The 24637-nt window shown below is 35.4% G+C and carries 19 protein-coding genes; 14 read left to right on the forward strand and 5 right to left on the reverse strand.

The genetic code is table 11. The features are described from left to right. Positions 1 to 11 precede the first annotated feature (11 nt). From FNW52_RS01020 to FNW52_RS01040, 5 genes are all read right to left on the reverse strand, one after another. Positions 12 to 2756 carry an outer membrane protein assembly factor gene (locus FNW52_RS01020; protein ID WP_143375546.1) on the reverse strand — a complete coding sequence of 915 codons (2745 nt, stop codon included), beginning with the start codon at positions 2754 to 2756 and terminating at the stop codon, positions 12 to 14. Then, positions 2689 to 3426 (reverse strand): isoprenyl transferase, encoded by a 738-nt coding sequence (locus tag FNW52_RS01025; protein WP_143375547.1) that lies wholly within the window; start codon positions 3424 to 3426, stop codon positions 2689 to 2691. Before FNW52_RS01025 ends, FNW52_RS01020 begins: the two co-directional genes overlap by 68 nt. Before the next feature lie 4 nt (positions 3427 to 3430). Next, entirely contained in the window at positions 3431 to 4108 is a 678-nt protein-coding gene (locus tag FNW52_RS01030; protein ID WP_143375548.1) for a DUF6089 family protein, read from the reverse strand. Between the two features lie 333 nt (positions 4109 to 4441). Then, a complete protein-coding gene (locus FNW52_RS01035; protein ID WP_143375549.1) occupies positions 4442 to 5326 on the reverse strand; it encodes an NAD kinase in 885 nt (294 codons plus the stop codon). Between the two features lie 214 nt (positions 5327 to 5540). Next, complete coding sequence (locus FNW52_RS01040) at positions 5541 to 6200, reverse strand: CBS domain-containing protein (protein ID WP_143375550.1); 660 nt, start codon at positions 6198 to 6200, stop codon at positions 5541 to 5543. 115 nt (positions 6201 to 6315) lie between these two features. Between FNW52_RS01040 and FNW52_RS01045 the strand changes: the two genes are divergently transcribed. The 14 genes from FNW52_RS01045 (at position 6316) to FNW52_RS01110 (ending at position 24447) form a co-directional block, all read left to right on the forward strand. Continuing rightward, complete coding sequence (locus FNW52_RS01045; protein ID WP_143375551.1) at positions 6316 to 7029, forward strand: pyridoxine 5'-phosphate synthase; 714 nt, start codon at positions 6316 to 6318, stop codon at positions 7027 to 7029. 207 nt (positions 7030 to 7236) lie between these two features. Further along, complete coding sequence (locus FNW52_RS01050; RefSeq protein WP_143375552.1) at positions 7237 to 7998, forward strand: alpha/beta fold hydrolase; 762 nt, start codon at positions 7237 to 7239, stop codon at positions 7996 to 7998. A 56-nt stretch (positions 7999 to 8054) separates the two neighbouring features. After that, entirely contained in the window at positions 8055 to 8399 is a 345-nt protein-coding gene (locus FNW52_RS01055; protein ID WP_143375553.1) for a phage holin family protein, read from the forward strand. A 79-nt stretch (positions 8400 to 8478) separates the two neighbouring features. Continuing rightward, positions 8479 to 8853 carry a hypothetical protein gene (locus FNW52_RS01060; protein WP_143375554.1) on the forward strand — a complete coding sequence of 125 codons (375 nt, stop codon included), beginning with the start codon at positions 8479 to 8481 and terminating at the stop codon, positions 8851 to 8853. 149 nt (positions 8854 to 9002) lie between these two features. Continuing rightward, positions 9003 to 9848: a DUF3347 domain-containing protein gene (locus FNW52_RS01065; protein WP_143375555.1), complete on the forward strand. Its 846-nt coding sequence runs from the start codon at positions 9003 to 9005 to the stop codon at positions 9846 to 9848. A 1-nt stretch (position 9849) separates the two neighbouring features. After that, positions 9850 to 12108, forward strand: a complete 2259-nt coding sequence (locus FNW52_RS01070; RefSeq protein WP_143375556.1) for a multicopper oxidase domain-containing protein — start codon at positions 9850 to 9852, stop codon at positions 12106 to 12108. A gap of 94 nt (positions 12109 to 12202) precedes the next feature. After that, positions 12203 to 12763, forward strand: a complete 561-nt coding sequence (locus FNW52_RS01075; RefSeq protein ID WP_143375557.1) for an AraC family transcriptional regulator — start codon at positions 12203 to 12205, stop codon at positions 12761 to 12763. 102 nt (positions 12764 to 12865) lie between these two features. After that, positions 12866 to 13222: a heavy metal-binding domain-containing protein gene (locus tag FNW52_RS01080; protein WP_143375558.1), complete on the forward strand. Its 357-nt coding sequence runs from the start codon at positions 12866 to 12868 to the stop codon at positions 13220 to 13222. Between the two features lie 53 nt (positions 13223 to 13275). Then, on the forward strand, positions 13276 to 15813 hold the full coding sequence (locus FNW52_RS01085) for a heavy metal translocating P-type ATPase (RefSeq protein WP_143375560.1): 2538 nt from the start codon (positions 13276 to 13278) through the stop codon (positions 15811 to 15813). A 381-nt stretch (positions 15814 to 16194) separates the two neighbouring features. After that, a complete protein-coding gene (locus FNW52_RS01090; RefSeq protein ID WP_143375561.1) occupies positions 16195 to 16935 on the forward strand; it encodes a hypothetical protein in 741 nt (246 codons plus the stop codon). Positions 16936 to 17174: 239 nt separating this feature from the next. Continuing rightward, entirely contained in the window at positions 17175 to 17888 is a 714-nt protein-coding gene (locus tag FNW52_RS01095; RefSeq protein WP_143375562.1) for a DUF4386 domain-containing protein, read from the forward strand. Positions 17889 to 18395: 507 nt separating this feature from the next. Further along, entirely contained in the window at positions 18396 to 19058 is a 663-nt protein-coding gene (locus tag FNW52_RS01100) for a DUF2461 domain-containing protein (protein WP_143375563.1), read from the forward strand. 350 nt (positions 19059 to 19408) lie between these two features. Next, positions 19409 to 20065, forward strand: coding sequence for a hypothetical protein (locus tag FNW52_RS01105; protein WP_143375564.1), 657 nt, complete (start codon positions 19409 to 19411; stop codon positions 20063 to 20065). Positions 20066 to 21216: 1151 nt separating this feature from the next. After that, positions 21217 to 24447, forward strand: a complete 3231-nt coding sequence (locus FNW52_RS01110; RefSeq protein ID WP_143375565.1) for a reprolysin-like metallopeptidase — start codon at positions 21217 to 21219, stop codon at positions 24445 to 24447. Positions 24448 to 24637: the final 190 nt, after the last annotated feature.

The raw sequence follows: 24637 nt of genomic DNA on the forward strand, positions 1-24637 counted from the left end.
CACTAATATACTTAAAATTGTTGACCAATTATGAAATGGGGTTCCCAGCCATGTGCTTTTATTTCTCCAGGAACTGTGTCAAATCCATACCCGAAATCAAATCCTAATAATCCAAAGGCGGGCATAAATACTCTTAATCCAACCCCGGCAGAACGATTTAAATCAAAAGGGCGATAATCAGAAAGTGACGCATAAGACGAACCCGCTTCTGCAAAGGCTAATACATATATAGATGCCGATGCTTTTAAGGTTATTGGATAACGCAATTCTAATGAAAATTTGTTGTAAACTGTCGCTCCATAAGCTTCGCCATTCGTGTTTGCAGGTGTTAATGAGCCGTTTTTGTATCCTCTTAACCCAATGTTTTGTCTTCCATCTATTGACCCACCAGCCATACCGTCTCCTCCCAAATAATATCTTTCAAAAGGAATAACCCCTCTGTCTTGATTGTAAGCTCCTAAAAACCCATATTGCATTAATGTGCGTAATACCAGTTTTTTATAAAGTGATGTGTACCAATCTCCAGTAAATTGTACTTTGTAATACTCTAACCATTTGTATTTTTCTTGATCTACTTTCGCTGGATCTGCTACCGCATCTTGATATTTGTCTACTTTGTTTGGGATACCAGCTGATGTATTTGGTAATTTATCTAAATAATCTCCTTTATTTACAACGCGATCATTATTGTCTACATAGGATGTGCCATCATAAATGTATTTGTATTTTTCTTGATCGCCTAATGTTGCATAATCGACTCCGTTGAATAGCGAATACGGTAGTGTAAACTCTCCAACAACACTAAACTCTGAACCGTATGTTGGAAAAATAGGGTTTATACCTTTACTGTTTCTGGTAAGCCCAACGGTATAAGATAAGTTCTTTGATTGTCCGTTAGCGAATGTAAATAAACCATATAAGTAGTTATGTAAATCATATTGTTGGTAACGAAGAGATTGTGATAGTACAAAATTGTCGTCTGGTACGGTTAATCTTTTTGCTAATCCTACAGATAATGTAGTGATATTGATGTATTTCGATTTATCTACTTTTTGAGTTTGATAATTAGAATTGTATTGTTGACTAAAGGCAAACGATGAGTTGAATTGTACGGGCCTTTTTCCTCCAAACCAAGGCTCAGAAAAAGAAACGCTATAGGTTTTGTAATATGAACTCGCCTGTAATCGCAAAGCAACTTTTTGACCATCTCCCATAGGAACCGGATGATATGCATCTTTCTTGAACATATTTCTTGCCGAAAAGTTATTGAAAGATAGTCCCAATGTTCCTACGAAACCACCACCTCCATAACCACCTTGTAGTTCTATCTGGCTCGCACCTTTCTCTACAAGATTGTATTCAATATCGACTGTTCCAGCTGCAGAATCTACGTTTTTGAATTTTGGATCAATTTTTTCAGGATCAAAAAATCCTAATTGTCCAATTTCTCTAATGGTTCTTACTAGCTCTGCTTTGTTGTATTTTTCACCAGGATGAGTTCTTAATTCACGATAAATAACTTCATCATTTGTTTTGTCATTTCCGACTACCGTTATTTTGTTAAAATACGCTATAGGGCCTTCGGTTACTCGTATTTCAAAATCAATAGTGTTATCTACCGTTTTTGTCTCTACAGCATTTATGTTCGAAAATAAATATCCGTTATTTTGATATAAATTGGTAATATCCTCTCCATCGGGTTTCGATTTGTCAGCTATTCTTTCTTGTAGCAATACACCATTATAGGTATCTCCAGTTCGGATTCCTAACATACTGCTTAATCCTTGGTCAGAATAGACGGTGTTACCTATGAATTTGATGTTTCCGAAATAGTATTTTTTTCCCTCTTCAACGTTAATTTTAATGTATAATGCGTTTTTTTCTTTATTATAGGCAACAGAGTCACTTTTTATTCTAGCATCTCTGTATCCTATTTTTTTGTAATCATTTACTATGGATACTAAATCTTCTTGATACTTATCTTCAATATATTTGGATCTTTTTAATACATGGAAAAAATTTTGTTCTTTAGTATTCTTCATGGATGCAAGGAGCTTACTTTCAGTTATTTCCTTGTTTCCTACGATTTCTATATCGTAAATTTTCACTTTTTCACCTTTGTTTACACTCACGAGCATGTTTACTTCATTTGTTGTAGCAGTATCTTTGGTTGTCGTTATGTATACTTTGGCATTGTAAAAACCGTCCTTTTTGTATTGTTTTTCAATGTAATTTTTTGTTGTTGTAATTAAATTTTCAGTTACAATTTTGCTTTTGGTAAGACCATTTTCCTTAATATAGGTTTCGGCTTTGCTTTTGGTAACACCAACAATTTTTACTTGATTGATTTTTGGTAATTCCTTGATGTTTAAGTCTAGATATATACTATCGTTTTGTATTCTGTTTACATAAAAAGAAATCTCATCAAAAAGACCAAGTTTTCCTAGTTTTTTGATGGCGCCGCTAATTTGTTCTCCGGGAACTGTGATTTCTTGTCCTTTTTCGAGGCCTGTAAAAGTGACAACTGTTTGTGGGTTAAAGCTGATGTCGCCTATTACTGCAACATCTGCTAATATGTATTTTTTTCCTTGGTCAAATGGGACTCTTTCTTGCGCTTTAATCTGAGTAAAGGCTCCTAAAATAAAAAAGGTAAGGACTAATTTTATGCTTTTATTTAACACTAAATAATTATTTAATTTGTTCACTTGTTTTTCCAAATCGACGTTCTCTTTTTTGATAACTAATAATAGCCTCATGCAAATCTTGTTTTTTAAAGTCTGGCCATAATACATCAGTAAAATATAATTCTGCATAAGCTATTTGCCATAACAAGAAATTACTTATTCTGTGTTCTCCACTGGTTCTTATTAATAAATCTACATCCGGTAAATTATGCGTGTAAAGATGCTCATTTATAATTGAATCGTCAATAGTGTCTATTGAAATTATATTATTTTTAACTTTCTCGCTTATTATTTTTACAACATTGACTATTTCTTCCCTAGATCCGTAGCTTAACGCTAGTGTCAGGGTCATTTTAGTATTGTCTTTTGTCTTGCTTATTACATCTTGCAGCTCTTTTTGAGCGTTTTTTGGTAATTTTTCTAAATTTCCAATGGCATTCATTTTGATGTTATTTTCAAGTAATGTTGGAAGCTCTTTTTTTAATGAATTGATTAGAACTCTCATTAAAGTGTCTACTTCTAGTTTTGGTCTGTTCCAGTTTTCAGTAGAGAAAGCATATAATGTTAGGAATTCTATGCCTAAATCGGAGCATTCTTTTATGATTTTTTTTACTGACTTTGAACCACTTTCGTGTCCAAGCGTTCTTAAAAAACCTTTTTGTTTTGCCCATCGACCATTACCGTCCATGATAATGGCCAGATGGTTGGGGATGTTGTCTGTGTTTATTTTGTCTTCTAACATTTTTTTATTCTCTACAATAACATTGTTTTTCTCCAAAGGTATAAGTCAAAGTTGCCCCCGAAAAAACATACCAATCATTATTATTTATGTTGCCAAATTTAGGAAAACTTCCGTTACTAGTATTACTTCCGTCTATATTGTCTGTAAATGTATATCGAGCCCCAACTTCTAAAGCTAAAATTAAACTACGGGAAATAGTAGATTTTATTCCCACCGTCATTGGTATTGCAATTGAAGTTGATATGCCACTGCTTTCTATTGTGTTGTTTGACAGGTATTTGCCGTCAAAAAAGAAGTAGCTTAAACCTGTGTACACATAAGGTGTGAATTTTGGTTTTTCTTCGTGCAAATTGAAGTCAAAAAAATTGAATTCAATCCCTGCCGATAATTCTTTTATGTTATTGGTAAAACGGTAGCCTCTGTTGTATCTCCCCGCTTCTTTAGAATTATTGTCATTAGCCGAAATCTGAGACTGAGTGTAGGAGAATCTATAGGCGTGTCTTGGGCTTTTATTCCATTTGTATAGAATCCCAAAGGCAGGTTCATTGGGCGTAATATAATTTGTTGAGCCTACATCTCCTATATAGTTACTTCCGCCAAGAAAAATACCTACCTCATGAATTTGGGCATGGCTAGCTGTTAGAGCAAAGAAGTACAAAAAAGGGATGAAAAATTTGTTCATAAAATAAAAATTGCGTGCAAATATAATAATTATCAATAGGAATCAATACCCATTGTGAGAATAGTACATTTTTTTCAGAAACGAACGGTCTAAGAAAGGAATACTAATGGTTATAAACGAGAAAAAGCTATTATTCGTATATAAAATTAAGTGTGTCTTTTGAGTCAGTTTTCAGTCACAGTCTCAGTTTTCAGGACAATACGGCAATGACTTTAATTTTCAAGAGTTTAAAAATGCTTGTTTTTTTTTTTTAAAGGTAAGAATGCGAGTATCAATGGTTAGAGACAAGTCTGAAAACTGCGACTGAGAACTGAGGTCTGAATTACAATTAATTTAATTTCTTCTGTCTTCTCCCCAAAGTAATTTTGTTCTTAAGGTTTTTAAAAATGTTTCTTCGGGAATTTCTACCATATTGATTTGAAAAGATGTTTTTTTTATGGTTAGAATCGAGTCGTTTCTAACAGTGGTTAATCTAGAGTCTAAGGAAACCAAGTATTGATCTTCTCTGCCGGATACTTTTAGTCTGATTTCTGTTTCATCAGGAACAACAAGTGGTCTGGCGTTTAAGTTATGCGGAGCTATAGGTGTAATGACTAGGCTTTTTACATCTGGAGTCAAAATTGGACCTCCACAACTCAATGAATAACCTGTAGATCCCGTGGGGGTTGCTATAATTAATCCGTCTGCCCAATAGGAGTTTAAAAACTCATCATTTAAATAGGTTTCGATTGTAATCATCGATGTGGTGTCTTTTCTGCTCACCGATATTTCATTCATGGCAAAATCAAGTTCATCAATAGTCTCGTTATCTGGGGAACAGGATAAGCTTAATAAGGTTCTTTTTGAAATGGTGTATTTTTTGTCGATAACAAATTGCATAAACTCCGCAATGTTTTCTTTTTGCACAGTGGCTAAGAATCCTAATCTTCCTGCATTTATTCCTAATAAAGGAACGCCAGAGTTGCGAACAAGGGTTATGGCTCTTAAAATGGTACCATCTCCTCCGATGCTGATCAACATATCAAAACTTTTGTCTAATTCTGTGTGTGAACTAAAAGTTTTGTATTCTTTTTTTACAATGTTTTTTTCGTGCAACATTTTTAAGAAATCGGATTCAATAACCATTTCTACATTATTATTCTTGAAAAACACAAAAATGTCTTTAATGATGGGTTCTGTGCTTACTAAATAATATTGGCCGTAAATAGCTACTTTCATTTTGTTGTTGAATCAGTTGGTTTATTTTAATTTTAAGATCGGGATTATTCAGCCCAGGGTAATTAGTGAAGAGTAATTAGCCGTTGGTAACACCGAAAAGTGGTGTTTCTCGCCAAAATACTTTTGACTTTTTTGTAATCATTTTGGTTGTAATTAAGTGATACATTACGAGCCTAGGCTAATCACTTAGGGCTATTTTCTAATCACTTAAGATTTACATGTTCAGGTATTTGTCTAAATAATCAGAACGTTCTTTTAAATTATTGATATAATTGTCTTCGTGATGATCGGATATGATTTCGTAGTTGTACCTTCTAAAAGTTTGAATAATATCATTCAAAGAGCCTAAATTAATTTTGATGGTTACTTGAACAGTATTGATATCAGACTCTGAAACAAAAAGCCCTAAAAGTTTACCATTGTTGCTCTCTACGATTTGTGCGATTTGGCTCATCGAGTAATCAACAGTGTTTTTTCGAACTATTATGACCGCACCTTGCTCTTTTAGAAACGGAGTTTCATGAAAAAATTTAATGATGTCTTCTATTTCGTAGTACCCAACATATTTATTGCTTTCGTCTAAAATGGGAACTAAGTTGGCATGGTTTTTAGCAAAAACTTCTAAAACATCCAGCCAAATCATATTGGTTCTAACAAAGAAATGTTCGAGTGTAAATTTATAATCGATGACTTTTTTATCACTGTCAAAAGTTTCAATATCATCTGCAGCGATGCTTCCAATGTAAATTTCCTCTTCTATAACAGGAAAATGGGAGAAGTTTAAATCATCAAAAAAGTCTCGAACAGCTCCTATAGTTTCATGGCCGTCAATTGCTTTGTAGTCGTTCGTAACGTAATTTTTAATATCTGTCATAAATCTATCCTCAATAATTGACGCAAAATAATCAAAAATATACAGAATCTGCTACCTTTTACTTTGTATTTTTGTCAAAATAAATTTAAAAATTATTCTTTTAATTCCTGTTTCTATGACAAAATTAAGCGTTAATATAAATAAAATTGCCACTTTGCGTAATGCCCGTGGTGGAAATGTGCCTGATTTACTTAAAGTGGCTGCTGATATCCAGAAATTTGGAGGTCAAGGAATCACTATTCATCCACGTCCAGACGAAAGACACATTCGGTATCAAGATGCTCGTGATTTAAAATCTATTGTGCATACCGAATATAATATTGAGGGAAATCCAGAGCAGTCTTTTGTTGATTTAGTGCTCGAAATTAAGCCAACACAAGTAACTTTAGTTCCAGATGCGGTTGATGCGATTACCTCAAATGCAGGTTGGGATACCGTAAAACACGCTTCGTTTTTAACCGAAATTGTTCAGGAGTTTCAACGAAATGGAATTAGAACTTCAATATTTGTAGATCCCGTTCTGGAAATGATTGAAGGAGCAAAGATAATTGGAACCGAAAGAATAGAATTGTACACCGAAGCCTTCGCCCATCAATACGGTTTAGGGAATAAAAACGGAATTGATCCTTATGTAGCTTCGGCAGTTTTGGCCAATGAATTGGGATTGGGAATCAATGCAGGTCATGATTTAAGTTTGGATAATATTCAGTTTTTCAACCAAAACATACCGGGATTATTAGAGGTTTCTATTGGGCATGCTCTTATTTCTGAATCTATTTATTTAGGATTGGAAAATGTGGTAAATATGTATTTGCAAAAATTAAAATAAGATTTTTGATTTAAAATTGCTTCGCCAGTTCGCCTTTCAGGCTCGGGTTACGAATGATGGTTTAAGATTTTTTATAGACATCATCTTCAAATCTAAAAGTATAATGCTCTACTCAAAAAACAGAAAGTTCTAATATGATTAATGATTTTGGAATGTAGAATTTTAAATCTAAAATCTAAAATCTGCAATCTAAAATCTAAGATAAAAATGCTCTACTCAAAAATAGAAGGTTCAGGTAAACCGCTAATAATTCTTCACGGATTTCTCGGAATGTCCGATAACTGGAAATCGCTCGGAACACAATTTGCTGCCAATGGTTTTCAGGTGCATTTATTGGATTTAAGAAATCATGGACGTAGTTTTCATTCAGATGAATTTAGTTATGAAATCATGGTTCAGGATGTTTACGACTATTGTCAAGAAAATAATCTTACTTCTATTAATGTAATAGGACATTCTATGGGAGGGAAAGTAGCAATGCTTTTGGCAACGACACATCCGGAATTAGTAGATCAATTAATTGTTGCTGATATTGGGCCTAAATTTTATGCACCGCACCATCAGGATATTTTGGCGGGATTAAATGCGGTTGATTTTTCAATCAAACCTAGTCGTGCTGAGGTGGAGGAAATTATGAAGAATTACATTCCTGATTTTGGAATACGTCAATTTTTGATGAAAAGTCTATACTGGCAAGAGCCGGGGCAATTGGCCTTCCGATTTAATTTGAATGTTTTTAATGATAAAGTAGATCAAATTGGCAAAGCGTTAGGAGCGGGTCTAGTTTTCGAAAATCCAACGCTTTTTATTCGTGGAGGAAGTTCTAATTATATTTTGGACAGCGATTTTGAGAACATAAAAAAACATTTTCCGAACTCAAAAATAGAAACCATTCCTAATGTAGGTCATTGGCTTCATGCAGAAAACCCTACACTATTTTATGAATTAGTTAGTGCTTTTTTAAAATAAAATAAAATGGAATAATTTTTTTACTATATTTAGTGAAATTTTAAAAGAACACGTTTATGAATTTACTAATTAGAATTATTGTTACAGCAGGTTTGGTTTTTGGGATAGCTCATTTTTTGCCCGGTGTTCATGTTGCAGGGCCAGCTACGGCAATGGTAGTTGCTGTTGTTTTAGGATTGCTTAATATTTTTATAAAACCTATAATGGTATTGCTAACCTTACCTTTTACAATCGTTACTTTAGGGTTGTTTTTATTGGTTGTAAATGCAATAATCATTTTATTGTGTACTAAGATTGTCGGTGGTTTTACCGTTGATACTTTTTGGATTGCAATGATTTTTAGTGTTGTTTTATCCCTTTGTCAATCGATTATCTTCTCAATTATAGGCAACGATAAGTAGTGTTAAATTAGTTCTAAAGTTGCTGTACATATTTCAACACTAAAGCTGAATGATATAACTTTGTTCTAAGTTTTAATCGATGAATAAAAAAATCTACATATTTCTACTAGCTGTATTTGGTTTCTTAATGATACCAAATACAGCTTTTGCTTGTGGTAATAGTTATTCTAAAAAAGCTGCTTGTAAAAAAGAAGTCTCTTCAAAACAAGAAACAAAAGATTGTTGTGATTCCCATAACAATCAAAACGGTAAACGACACCATGGTTGTGGCGGAAAATGTGGTCATTCGAATTGTAATATCTCTTCCGTACAAATTGCCGTTATTGCTCCTTATGTAGCAGGAATAAATACCAAAGCACTCTTTTTTTATGAAAAAGAAGAAGGTTTTGATGATTTGAAAACCACCATTTCTTCCGGTTTTCAATCACTTTGGCTCATTCCTAAAATAGGCTAAATTCAATTTTGACAGCCATTGGTATGTCAAATTCTAAGCAGATATTGCTTTAAATCTTCATTCATATAAGTTTCAATTGTTCGAATATAGTTTCAATACTATAGTTTGACTGTTGCTTTACTTATTCATTTTAAAAAAAATAGAACACCATGAATTCATTAAAAAAAATAATGATGGTAGCATTAATAGTACTTGCTATCACACAATCAAACGCACAAATAAAGAATGCTAAAACAGATATTGTAAAGGTATATGGTAGTTGCGGTATGTGTAAATCTAAAATTGATAAAGCGGGAAGCCTAAAAAATATAGCCCAAGTAGATTGGAATAAAGAGACCAAAATGGCTACCCTTTCCTATGATGCAACTAAAACCAATCCAGAAGAAATCTTAAAAAGAATTGCATTGGCAGGTTATGATAGTGATGTGTTTCTTGCTCCAGACAAGGCGTATTCGAGTCTTGATGATTGTTGTCAATATGATAGGGAAGCTAAAGTTGCAGTAAAAGCAGAACGCAAAATCGAGATGGCAGGAATGACAGTCTCTAATTCTACTTCGGTTACTCAAAATCAAGAAATAAACGAACTGCAATCTGTTTTTGAGAGCTATTTTTTATTAAAAGAGGCTTTAATAAAAAGCGATAGTCAATTAGCCGTAGCAAAATCACAGGAGTTGCTTACCGCTATTACTGCGGTAAAAATGGAAACTTTAACTACAGATGTTCATATGGTTTGGATGAAGGTGTTGAATGGTTTAACCGCTGACGCAAAAAGTATTTCGGCCACAAAGGACATAAAAAAACAACGGGATTCTTTTAAATTATTATCTAAAAACACCTATGAATTGATAAAAGTGTCAAAGTTATCTGAACCCGTTTATTATGAGTATTGTCCTATGGCAGATGCGAGTTGGCTGAGTAAAGAGAGTGCAATTAAGAATCCTTATTATGGTTCACAAATGTTGAGTTGTGGTAAAGTGATGGAAACAATTAAATAGCATGGGTAATTTTAAAACATTAATTCTAGTACTCTTTGCTGGATTGTCTGTACATGCACAGAAAATTGTCCGTTACGATTTATACGTTCGGGATACGATTGTGAATTTTACGGGCAAACCCAAAAGAGCCATTGCGGTAAACGGTCAAATTCCGATGCCGACCTTGACTTTTACCGAAGGAGATATTGCCGAAATTTATGTGCACAACGAATTAGAGGAAGATACGTCTTTGCATTGGCACGGTTTGTTTTTGCCGAATAAAGAAGATGGTGTGCCCAATTTGACACAAATGCCAATACAACCGCATACGATTCACAAATACACCTTTCCGATAATCCAACACGGAACACATTGGTACCATAGCCATACTGGTTTGCAGGAGCAAATTGGGATGTATGGGTCAATGATTTTGAATAAAAAAGTTCCTTCTCCTTTGGATAGGACAGGGGCTGAGGTTTCAACATTTCGAAAAGGAATTGATGATTTGCCAACTGTACCGATAATTTTAAGTGAATGGACAGACATGAACCCTGATAATGTGCATCGATTGTTGCATAATGCATCCGATTGGTTTGCAATCAAGAAAGGAACCACTCAAAGTTATTCGGAAGCCGTAAAGGCAGGGCATTTCAAAACTAAAGTGACCAATGAATGGAAACGAATGAACGCCATGGATGTTAGCGATGTATATTATGACAAATTCTTGATCAACGGAAAAAACGAATCAATAGCTCACGGTTTTAACCGTGGGGATAAAGTCCGTTTGCGAATTTCAAACGGAGGGGCATCGACCAATTTTTGGTTAACCTATGCGGGTGGAAAAATAACGGTGGTTGCCAATGATGGGAATGATGTAGAGCCCGTAGCAGTAGATCGGTTGCTGATTGCCGTTTCGGAAACGTATGATGTAGTAGTGACTATTCCTGCGGATAAAACAGCCTATGAATTTTTGGCAACAGCCGAAGATCGCACAAAATCAACTTCATTGTATATTGGCAATGGCATCAAACAACTAGCAGAACCTTTGTCAAAATTGAAATATTTTGAAGGGATGAAAATGATGAACGATATGATGAAAATGAATGGCGATTTAGATGATATGGGGATGAGCATGAGTCTGAATCAAATGGATATGAATGTAGTGATGTATCCTGAAATTACTGGAGAAGCGAAAATAGAGAATAGAAAAAAGAAAAAAGAAGAGAAAATAAATCAAGATAATTACAACAGCAACAAACTTTCAGATATCACAACCTTAAATTATGCCATGCTCAAATCTCCGACCAAAACTACACTTCCAAAAGGCGTAGCTGTAAAAGAATTGCGTTTTGAACTTACCGGAAATATGAACCGCTACGTTTGGAGTCTGGACAACAAAGTAGTTTCGGAAACAGATAAAATCCTAATCAAAAAAGGGGAGAATGTTCGTGTTGTATTGTACAATGGTTCGATGATGCGACATCCAATGCATTTGCACGGTCACGATTTTAGATTGCTAAATGGTCAAGGCGATTATGCACCTCTGAAAAACATTGTTGATATTATGCCAATGGAAACCGATACTCTGGAGTTTAATGCAAATGTAGATGGAGATTGGTTTTTTCACTGTCACATTTTATATCACATGATGAGCGGAATGGGTAGAGTTTTTAGCTATGAAAAGCAAGCGCCAAATCCATTAATTCCAAATCCGAAATTGGCACAACGCAAGTTATTTGCTGATGATAGAATGTTTCATTTTATGGTCGAAAATGATTTTGCGACCAACGGAAATGATGGCGAAGCAATGTATCAGAGCACGCGTTGGAGCATTGGTACCGAATGGAGATTGGGGTACAATGACATGCATGGATACGAAATAGAAACCCATATTGGGCGATATATTGGTAAAATGCAATGGTTAATGCCTTTTGTAGGTTTTGATTGGAGGTACAGAAGAATGGGCATGGACGAACACGAACAAAATCTTTTCGGGCAAACGGATACTAAGGACAATCGAGCCGTTTTTAGTGCGGGTGTAAATTATACTTTACCGCTGCTAATTATAGCGCAGGTTGAAGTTTTTACTGATGGAAATGTGCGCTTGCAATTGGAACGAAAAGATATTCCGGTTTCAAAAAGATTGCGAATGAGTTTGATGTGGAATACCGACAAAGAATACATGGCGGGTCTGAGATTCATTGTCAAACGAAATTTTGGGATTACTACACATTATGATAGTGATATGGGAATGGGATTTGGAGCGAGTTTGAATTATTAGAGAAGCCTAATTATAAATAAAATGTTAAATCCAAAGCAGTAGATTTCTAATACGGATTCTGGGTTTAATGTAATTTAGTTTAATAAGAATACGAATGAAAGTGTACATCAAAAATATGGTCTGTAATCGTTGCATAATGGCGGTGAAGTCTGAGTTTGAAAAAATTGGAATTCATCCCGTTGAGATTGAATTAGGTCAAGTCGAACTTTTGGATCATTGGAAGGAAGAAGACAAAGTAATTTTAAGTAAAAGATTAAATGAGCTTGGTTTCGAAGTATTGGAGGATAAGACTATTGTTACCGTCGAAAGAATCAAAAACCAAATCGTAACTTTAGTCCACCATCAAGATTTAGATTTAAAAACTAATTTGTCCCATTATTTGGCGACTCATTTAGGTCAAGAATACAACGTCCTAAGTACTTTGTTCTCTGAAGTTGAAGCAATAACCATAGAGCATTATTTCATCATTCAGAAAATAGAGAAAGTCAAAGAATTGTTGCGTTATAACGAATTGTCATTAAGTGAAATTGCTTTCAAAATGAATTACAGCGATGTGGCGCATTTGAGTAATCAGTTTAAGAAAATGACTGGAATGACTCCAACGAATTTCAAAAAAGCACTTGAAATCAAAAGAAATCAGATTGACAGTTTATAAATTTTACAAATCATTTTGAAAATTCTACAAGAGTAGAAACGCATTTTTCCCGAACTTTGAATAGTTCAAATTATTATAAATTAATCCTATAAATAAATAGAAATGAAAACATTAATTATCATATTGACAGCATTATTTGCTATTGGTACAACCGTATCAGCTCAAACTAAAACTGCAACTCCCCAAAAAGAAGTTCAGAAAACAATGTACACTTGTCCCATGCACCCCAAAGTAATGAGTGACAAAAAAGGAGAATGCCCTAAATGCGGAATGGACTTGGTAGCAAGCAAAGTATCCGTGCACAATCCAGCTGTAAAAGGAAGTCAAACGTCTACTGTAGTAAAAACAAAATATGTTTGCACAATGGATGGTTCTACATCTGATAAACCAGGGAAATGTCCTAAATGTGGAATGAAAATGACGGAAAAAAAGATTGATGAGAAAGTAATAAAGCACTAAATAATATTTTAAAAGCCTTGTGATTTTGCAAGGCTTTTTTTTAAACAAAAATCATGATACATACTTATACAATTACAGGAATGTCCTGCGATGGTTGTCGTTCAAAAGTTGAGAAAACATTAAATGCGATCGAAGGGATAAAAGCTTCGGTTACTTTAGATCCACCATTGGCAACAATTACTATGGAAAAACACATTCCCATTTTTCAATTCCAAAAAGCCTTGTACGCCGTTGGGAAATATACAATCAGTGAAAGTGATTCGGTTGCAACAGTTCATAAACCGGAAGATAAGCCGGTAGCGAAATCATGTTGTGGATCAAAAGGGTCAGGTGACAATCAGCCAAAAAAAGTTCCGAATAATAACCCAGGGAAATATTATTGTCCCATGTTTTGCGAAGGCGATAAAGTCTATGACCAAGCAGGAGATTGCCCAGTTTGCGGAATGGATTTAGTGAAATACCCCGAATTAACCATACAAAAAATGCAGTACACTTGCCCGATGCATCCCGAAATTGTTCAAGATCAGCCGGGATCCTGTAGTATTTGCGGAATGGATTTGGTGCCAATGGCAACTGCCGATTCAGACGAGGAGAAAGGGTATAAAGCGATGTTGCGTAAAATGAAAATTGCGGTTGGATTTACAACGCCTATTTTTATTATTGCCATGTCGGATATGATTCCGAATAATCCAATGTATCAATTAATGGATGCAAACAGTTGGAATTGGGTTCAGCTATTTTTGTCATTGCCCGTTGTGTTTTATGCTTGTTGGATATTCTTCGTTCGAGCTTGGAAATCCATACTAACATGGAATCTCAATATGTTTACCCTTATAGGAATAGGATCTGGAGTGGCATTCCTGTTTAGTTTGGTAGGATTGCTCTTCCCAAGTATTTTTCCTCATGAATTTAAAAATCATAACGGAGTTGTGTCGCTTTATTTTGAAGCCACAACCGTGATTCTTACTTTGGTTTTGTTGGGACAATTGATGGAGGCCAAAGCGCACAGTCAGACCAGTGGAGCCATAAAAGCATTGTTGAAATTGGCCCCAACAGAAGCTACTTTGGTAATAGATGGAAACGATACGGTAATCTCCATTCACGACATCAAGAAAGGCGATTTGTTGCGTGTAAAACCAGGCGATAAAATCCCGGTTGACGGAAAAATCACAAGCGGGGAAAGTCATGTCGATGAGTCGATGCTTACTGGAGAACCCATTCCTGTTGATAAAACGGTGGGCGATAGTGTGAGTTCCGGAACGATTAACGGTAACAAATCCTTTGTGATGTTGGCCGAAAAAGTAGGCTCTGAAACCTTGCTTTCGCAAATTATACAAATGGTAAACGATGCGAGTCGTTCTAGGGCTCCCATCCAAAAATTAGCCGATAGAATCGCTAAATATTTTGTTCCCATTGTGGTATTGACTGCGGTGCTGACATTTGTTGTCTGGGTAAATTTTGGTCCAGAACCCGCAGCCGTGTATGGATTTATCAATGCCATTGCGGTATTGATTATTGCCTGTCCGTGTGCATTGGGCTTGGCAACCCCCATGTCGGTTATGGTTGGAGTTGGGAAAGGCGCGCAATCGGGTGTTTTGATAAAAAATGCCGAAGCCTTAGAAAATATGAATAAAGTAAATGTTTTAATTACCGATAAAACAGGAACCATCACCGAGGGAAAACCATCAGTAGACAAAATTTATGTGATCCATAAAGAAGAAGATGAGGTACTACAACTGATTGCCTCGCTCAACAAACCCAGCGAGCATCCTTTGGCGGAAGCCATAGTCCATTTTGCCAAAGGGAAGAATGTTGCTTTATCAGAAGTCGAAGGTTTTGAAGCCATTGCGGGAAAAGGGGTTTTGGGCACTGTTTCGAATAAAAAAGTAGCACTGGGAAATCAAAAATTAATGGAACAAGTCAATGTTACTGTTCCTGATGATTTAGAAAATAAAATTACTGCCGAGCAAAAATTAGGCAAAACCGTTTCGTATATCGCCATTGATGGAGAAGCCATTGGGTTTATATCGATTACGGACGCCATAAAAGCCACCAGCAAAACGGCCATAAAAGAATTGATGCGTCAAGGTGTTGAAGTGATAATGCTTACCGGCGATAATGAAAATACCGCCAAAGCAGTGGCCGATGAGCTGGGATTGACGTCCTATAAAGCCGGTTGTTTGCCCGAGGATAAGTTCGCAGAAATCAAGAAATTACAAGCCCAAGGCAAAATTGTAGCCATGGCTGGCGACGGGATAAACGATGCCCCAGCTTTGGCGCAAGCCAATGTTGGAATTGCCATGGGAACCGGAACCGATGTCGCCATCGAAAGTGCCAAAATCACTTTGGTAAAAGGCGATTTGCAAGGCATCGTAAAAGCCAGAAATTTGAGCCATGCCGTCATGCAAAACATCAAGCAAAATTTGGTTTTTGCGTTTTTATACAATGTTTTAGGAATTCCAATTGCGGCAGGGGTTTTGTATCCTGTTTTTGGAATTTTGCTCTCGCCCATGATAGCCGCTTTGGCCATGAGTTTTAGCTCGGTTTCTGTAATTGTAAATGCGTTGCGATTAAGGAATTTAAAGCTTTAGAAAAACACCACTACTATACTTTTGGGCGTGACCGCCGCTAGAAAAAAGGGCTAGATACTTTGTCTTCATTGCCCTTTTCTCTAGCGGCGGTCGGGCTATCACGAGCGCTATGGCGCCTTGCTCTATCCCTCACGCAAACACAACAACTTTAGGAAAAACGAGGAGATTTTGTTTTTTAAGAGCTGTATGGTTGCAGGAAATAAAAAAATATTTTATCTGATTTATAAGTATTTTTCTGTTATTTTTGAAAAATGAATATGACGAAATAAATCTTTGTGTATAGACCTAATTTTGGGTAGATTGGCGAAGGTTTGTTTCGCATATATGCAGATTAGCTGCTAGGCTTGAGTAGAATTTAAACTTTAATAATTATAAAAAAAGATGTTAATAAACAAAGACTCTATATTCAATAAAATTCCTGCGAACCTTGACCAAAGACAAATATTTTTGCTCGAAGGAATAAGATTTTGTACTAATTCAATTACTTTAAGCTTTGAAAAGCTTCACGATGAAATTTCATATATATCAGAAAATAATTTAAGAGAAGAATCCTCAGTAACTATATTTAAAGAAGCTTGGAATCAGATAGACATGACTTATCGCCTAACTAATTTCATTAAATCATTTGCAGGTAATTTTGATATATCAAAAGTTAAACCTGGTGGAAATTTTGAATATCTTTTAAAAACAAAGCCTTTTAGAAATTCATTTCAACATATTGACGAGAGAATTGACGAAGTATTACTTGGACTAAATGCACCTATTTGGGGTAATATTTCTTGGCTAAAAACTATAAATAACGAATCGATCAAATCATTCGTAATAAGTGCTGGTCACCCAAGAGATGATTTTGAGAACAAAATTATAAACCCATTAGATTTGCATATAATTGATATCATAGATTTTATCACAATTGAAGCAGTTCAAAAAAATTCCCAAGAACCAATATCAAGTATTAATTTGTCAGAATTATATAGACGAACAAAATTAGTTATAGAAAAAGTAGCATCAGACTTGGAACCACAATTTATTAGTCTAGCACAAATTGAAATACTTCCTCAAGACATTCTAATTTGTGTAGATATGGAATATGTTGACAACCTTCCAATACAAAAGGAATAAAGCCCAGCAGCTAACCACCGTTTGGCAATATGGCGGAATTAGGCTTAATTTGAAGTTGGTTTTGTACTTGGAAAATTAGTCATTAACCGAAATTTAGGCTTTCTTAATCCGCCACATCGCCAAGCTGCGAGAAGGTTAGTTGTCAGGAAAGAACAATCTGAAAACTCAATGTAACGAAAAGTAAATTTAACAGACAGATATAGAAAAGCGATTATGACAAACTTATACCTCACAATAAAATGATTTCAAATAAAAATTTAGCACGAATTGCAGGCTTTTGCTATTTAATTGTAATAGCTACAGGATTATTTTCCGAAGTTTTCGTTAGGCAAGCGTTAAGAGTATCAAACGATGCTTTGACTACCGCTCATAACATTCAAACCAACGAAATGCTTTTTCGCTGGGGTTTTGTTGCCGACCTAATCAACTTTGTAGTAGGTTTACCGACCATACTGATTATTTATTTTTTATTCAAACGAACAAATAAGCTATTATTGCAGCTAGCAGTAGCATTTGTTATTATCCAAACAGCTATAATTGCGGTAAATCTTCTGAATCAAATTTCACCATTACTGATATTAAGCAACGATACTTACTTAAAGACATTCGAACCTAGCCAACTGGCAGCCCTTTCTCTACTTTCTCTAAATATTCAGACACAAGGTTATGCTGTTGGTTTGGTGTTTTTTGGATTTTACTGTCTAATTGTAGGCTATGTAATTTATAAATCTAAATTTCTACCTAAAATATTTGGGATACTTTATGCCTTTACGGGTTTGTGTTACTTGGTAAATAGCTTTACAATGTTCCTTTCAAAAGGCTTTGAAAATCCATTGTTTGTATATCTTGCTATCCCGATTTTTATAGGAGAGTTATCGCTTTGCTTATGGTTGCTCATAAAAGGTATTGACCCCGATAGCGCGGCGAGCACCCCGATCGTGCCCATAATGTAAACACAAGAGAAGCTACAGTACAAAATATAAATTTGCAGAAAGTGCAAGAGCGTATATTGTAACTATATATTGGTTGCACACCATTTTGCACAGCCGTGTTCAATCCCCCGGTTTGAGAGTGTAGCTGGCGCGAGCGGAATGTCATTAAGTTAAACCTTATTGTTTCTCGCAAAGATGCGAAAACACAAAGTTAAGAACTGTTTTCTTTGCGTCTTCGCGTCTTTGCGAGAACTAGATTTAGAAAAAGTATAGCAAGAAATCCTTAACTTAATAACATCGCGCTAGCGTAGGCGTCAGCTTAAAAAACAACCCGAAAAGACAATTAACACTTGAAACAAATGAGAAAAATATTCGGACTTTTGACCTGTATAATATTATGAAATCGCCATGACAGCAGTTGTCGCAATTGAAAATCATCGAATACCAAAACAAAATAGTAACCGATGAGATAAATACCGCTAAAGATCTGGCGATACCATATTCCAACAAAAACAATATTACCTACATATGAAAAAAGGATTTGAATTTCTTAAACAGCTAAAAGAAAACAACAATCGGGAATGGTTTACTAAGCACAAATCGGAATACGATTTGATTGTGAAAGAAAACAAGATTTTTTTCGATCAGATTTATTCCGAACTTCAAAAACACGACAGTTTACAAGGAATCCACATTTTTAGAATTTACAAAGATGTTCGTTTTTCCAAAGATAAATCTCCTTATAAAACTTATTTAGGTGCTGGATTTTCTCGTGCAAAACCAATGTTAAGAGGAGGTTATTATATCCATTTAGAGGAAAATAATAGTTTTGTGGGAGGAGGATTTTGGGGTCCAAATAGTCAAGATTTACTTCGTATCCGTAAAGAATTCGAAATGGATACAACAGAAATCGAAAAGATTACTTCCGACACTACTTTCGTAAAATATTTCGGAGAGCTTAAAGGAGAAGATGGAGTAAAAACTGCTCCGAAAGGCTTCGATAAAAATCATCCTGCAATTAATTTGATTAAGAAAAAGCAATTTGTAGTGATGAGAAAATTTACAGACAAGGAAGTTTTATCTGATGATTTTCAGAAAGAAGTGATTGAAACATTTTCAGCAATGAGACCTTTTTTCGATTATATGAGTGAAGTACTTACTTCGGATTTAAATGGAGAGCCTGTATTCTAAAAGCAAGTGATACTAAAGTAAATGTAAAAATCTCCCCGCTCGTGCTCATACAATAAACACTTATAAAACAATGAGAGTTTTTGTATTTTGGTTTTGTAATTAATTCCATAGATTAGAAATATAGCTCAACAAGAAATTATAGTAATACCAACCATACGATTTCAAAGATAGATTTGAATTGATTTTAATCGTGTGCATGATGGGGACTCTCGAGCTAGCAGAGGACGGTTTGCAAATAGCTATCGGGTTTTGCTTATAAGCTGAAACTTCGTTTTGTGACTTAAAGTTCAAGTTCAAAATTAAATCAATACATTTGACTAAGCGGCTTTAAACCTCATAATAAAAGATGAATGAATAAAACAGGAATAATATTTTTAGTATTATTAATGAGCTTTTTAAGTTTTGCTCAAAAGAAACTTAGTTTTAGTGTTGTCGAAACTATTCCCGAAATGGAATCGTTTTATCAATTGAATAGGGAAGAGAAAAACTTAGATACTTTAAGTAAAAAAAAGCAAAAAGAATATCAAGAACGTTTTTTGGAAGATAAAAACGATGTGAAAAGTGAATATTTTAAAGAACTAGAAGATTTTGGCAATAACAGGACCCGTTTGATTTTGTTGAAGTTTAAAAACGAAAAACAAGAATTGCACCAAGACGAGGATGGGTTTATACCTCTTTATTGCAATTGTGATTTGCAAAAAGATACATTAATAATAAGCTCAGGCTGGAATTATTACGGGAAATTTGGTTTTATAATAAAAGTAAATAAAAATAGTTTTCAAGCCGTAAATTATAGTGATGAAGATACGATTCAATTAAAAAAAAAGGATTTAGTATTAAACAAACAGCCCAATTTTAGACCCAATCAACAACTTTCGGGTATTCTTAATTATGAAACGGAAAGAGAAATTGTTGACAAAGAAGAATACTATTATTCAGGTAAAATGTATTTTACTTGTATTGTAAAAACATATCATAGTTTTGAGGAATATTTAAAAAAGCACTAATTATAAAACGAACTAAAAACCAGATAGCTCGTATATTAAAAAATTACTTTCGTGAACGATCTCTCGGATTTGCAATCCGTGCCCACGCAGTATATCGACAAAGTGATAAAGGAAGGTTAAAACGCAATTGAACTTGATAATTGTAATGGCCACGGATTGCATACGTTTTTTTGGGATTTTGCTCTCGCCCAGGATAGCGCTTTTGGTCATGAGTTTTAGCTCGGTTTCTGTAATTGTAAATGCGTTGTGATTGCGAAATTTAAAGCTTTAGAAAAACACTACTACTATACTTTTGGGCGTGACCATTGTTAGAAAAAAGGGCTTGATGGTTTATCTTTGTTGCCCTTTTTTCTAGCAGGGTTTTGCTTTAGGCTGCTTCGGTAGCTACTCTTAAATGAAGTTAACTGAACTCCTATGAAAATAATTTTTAATGAAGTAATACCACGCGCAATGACAATAGCTTCAAGGAAAAAAAGCTGTTTTTTTGTGTTTGCAAATACATCTAACTTGAACAAGGTTTTATTATTTCATTAATCAAATCCAGTTTGCTTTCAGATTCTTATAAAAGTATCTAGTTTTTTTAGAGAATAATTCACCACCATAGTTTTGATGAAAATCTATAGCCGAATCACCTAACGGCTTTTGTAATAAGTATAGATCTTGCCATCTTTTTTGAATTAATTGACCACTTCTTGTTCAGAATGGCGTTTCAGGTTGTCGATGATTTTCAGTAAACTTCTGAATCAAGTAAAGCTAGCATTCTTAGTACTTGCACCTTGTGGAAGTATTTCTCTTTCCGAAATTAAAAGCTTAGATTTTGAAAAACGTTCTCTCGAACGAAACACAGTACGCAAGCCAAAAAGCCTGTTTTTTTGTAATGGTGTACGCTACTGGAGTAAATAAATTTTTTAATTTCCAATAACTTAATCCCGCGTAATTGTTTTGTTGTTTCTTAAAAAGTTGCTGAATTATTGTAAATATTCAAAAAATTATTTTTTTTTAATATTTATAATAATCTCAGGAACTGCTTTGGTTTTTGAAAAGTATTCGTAGTTAATGTAACAAATTGATGTTTTTTTGTTACTAAATTGGTAATTAGGTTGTTGTTTTGTATATATTTGCCTAATAAAATTAACCTCAAATTAACCAACATGAAAAAACAACTACTATCGATTGCTTTTTTAGCCTTTTCAGGACTGGCTTTTGCCCAAGGAGGAAGTTATTGGAAAGCAACAAGCAAGACGAATGGCGCTAGTATCGCCGTGAACAAAACTTCTTTAAACAATGCAAGATTGTTTAGCCTAGACATCAATGGTTTGAAACAGACCTTGGCTTCCTCTCCAAAAAGAAGCGAATTGTCTAAAGTGTCTAAAACTATCGTTTCATTCCCAAATGAAAACGGACAAATGGAAAACTTCAGAATTCTTGAAGCCCCAAACATGGATCCTGCTTTAGCAGCCAAATACCCAGATATTAAAGCTTATGTAGGACAGGGCATTGAAAACCCAACTGCTACGATTCACTTTAGTGTTTCTGCGCTTGGAGTAGAAACGATGTTGATCAATGCTGATAAATCTGCAGTTTTTATTGAGCCTTATACTACTGATTTGAACACCTATACTGTTTATAAAAAATCAGACAAAACGGCTTCACTGTCTAAATTTGAATGTACTGTTGTTGATCAAGCTAAAAAAGAAGCTAGAATGAGCGGTACAACCTTTAGGCCAAATGCTGACGATGGTTTGTTGCGTACCTTCCGTTTGGCTTTGTCTGTAACGGCTGAGTATACTACTTACTTTGGTGGCACTAAAGCTTTGGCTTTGGCTGCAATGAACAACACTATGACTCGTGTAAACGGTGTTTTTGAAACAGACTGTGGTGTTCACATGAATATGATTGCTAATAATGATTTGTTGATTTACACCAATGCAGCAACCGACCCATATTCTGTAGCTTCAACTGGTCAAGGTGGTGCTTGGAATACCGAATTGCAAAACACTTTGACTTCGGTAATTGGTAACGCAGGTTACGATATCGGTCACTTGTTTGGTGCTTCTGGGGGAGGAGGTAATGCTGGTTGTATTGGTTGTGTTTGTGTTGACGACACTTCAAGTACTACCGATAAAAACAAAGGAAGTGGATTTACATCTCCTGGCGATGCTATTCCTTCTGGGGATAATTTCGACATTGATTATGTGGCTCACGAAATGGGTCACCAATTTGGTGGAAACCACACCTTCACGCACAGTAATGAAGGAACTATTGCTCAAGTAGAACCAGGAAGTGGATCTACAATTATGGGATATGCTGGTATTACATCCCTTGATGTTCAACCACATTCGGATGCGTTTTTCCATGCGGTTACGATTCAACAAATCACTAATAATATAAAATCAAAAACGTGTTCAGTAAACACTGCAACTGGTAATTCGGTTCCAACGGCCAGCGCAGGTTTGGATTATACAATTCCAAAAAGCACTCCGTTTATGTTGACAGGTGCTGGAACAGATGCTAACGGTGATAATTTAACTTACAACTGGGAGCAAATGGATGTTCAGACGACTTCTGCTGCACCAGCTGCAACCAAAACGACAGGGGTTCAATTCAGATCTTACAATTCTTCTGTTTCGGCTACTCGTTATTTTCCTAAAATGTCTTCAACATTAGCAGGCGCCACAACTACTGCTGGTACAGAATTGACTGTTGAAGCTTTGAATTCAGTAGCTAGAACAATGAACTTCCGTTTGACAGTGCGTGACAACCACCTTGGTAGCCCTGCAAACAATTCTGACGATATGATTGTTACTGTAAATGCTACTGCTGGACCTTTTGCTGTAAGCGCACCAAACACAGCTGTTTCTTACGTTGGTGGATCTTCTCAAACTGTTACTTGGGCTGTTGCTGGTACAACTGCAAACGGTGTAAATTGTGCTAATGTGGATGTCTTGCTTTCTACAGATGGTGGATTGACTTTTCCAACAGTATTATTGGCTGCAACTCCAAATGACGGAACACAAGCTGTAACTATCCCGAATATTGCTGGAACGACCAACAGAATCATGGTAAAAGGAACCAATCATATTTTCTTTGACGTTTCAAATACCAACTTTACCATCACTTCGGGTGTTGTTGATACCGTTGCTCCAACTGCTCCAACTGCTTTGGCCGCTACTGGTACTACAACTACTGGCACTAACTTATCTTGGACGGCTTCAACAGACAATGTTGGTGTAACTGGATACGATGTTTATCAAAATGGTGTTTTGAAAACTACTGTTACTGGAACTACTTATGCTGTAACGGGATTAACACCTACTACTACTTATAACTTTACAGTAAAAGCAAAAGATGCCGCTGGAAATATTTCTGTAGTTAGTAATACGGCTGCCGTAACTACACTAACTCCAGTGGTTGATACTACTGCTCCTACTGCTCCTACTGCTTTGGCTGCTGCTGGAACTACAACTACTACTACCAATTTATCTTGGACTGCTGCAACTGATAATGTTGCTGTAACTGGATATGATGTATATCAAGGTGCTACTTTGAAAGCAACTGTTACTGGTACTACTTATACAGTAACTGGATTAACAGCTGCTACCGCTTATACTTTCTCTGTAAAAGCAAAAGATGCTGCTGGAAATATTTCTGTGGCTAGTAATGTTGTAAATGTAACTACATTAACTGTTGCTCTTACGTATTGTGCTTCTCAAGGAAATTCTGTTGCCGATGAAAAAATTGGTAAAGTAGCTCTTGGAACTATCAGTAATGTTTCGACTGGAGGAACAGGTTACGAGAACTTTACAGCTATATCGACTAACTTAGTTTTGAATACTGCAAACACTATCACGATTACTCCAGTTTGGACAGCTACAGTTTACAAAGAGGGGTATGCAGTATGGATAGATTACAACCAAAACGGTTTGTTTACAGATGCTGGAGAATTGGTTTTCTCTAAAGCGGCTTCTACAGCAACACCTGCAACGGGATCATTCACTGTTCCTGCAACTGCATTATTGGGAGCTACAAGAATGAGAGTTTCTATGAAATACAACGCTATTCCAACTGCTTGTGAGGCTTTTTCTTATGGGCAAGTTGAGGATTACACTGTAAATATTACTTCGGTTGCCAAAGAAATGACAGCTAAATCAAGTGTTGAAACTGCAATGATAGTATATCCAAACCCTACATCTTCTGTGTTGAATGTGACTTCGGTTTCTGAAAGCGCTACTTACAGAGTGTACAGCATCCTTGGACAATCTATAGCTGCTGGGAGAATTGTTAACGGAACTATTGATGTGTCAAACATCAATATTGGGAATTACATTTTGGAAGTAAATGATAACGACACTGTTTCTACAAGACGTTTTGTAAAAAAATAAGTTTTTTTAAAGCATAAAGATTCTAAGGGATTAATTACTTAGGAGGATATAACCTTTTTGAAAAAAAGCGATCTCGAAAGAGGTCGTTTTTTTTGTGTCGTAAGTTTAAGAATTTCAATAGATTACAAGACTTAGTACCTCCGCTCCATAGAATCCTAACTCCTCATAAAATTATATGGTTATTGTATAA

Origin of the sequence: Flavobacterium sp. ZT3R18 (assembly GCF_007097385.1) — a bacterium.
Lineage (GTDB): Bacteria > Bacteroidota > Bacteroidia > Flavobacteriales > Flavobacteriaceae > Flavobacterium.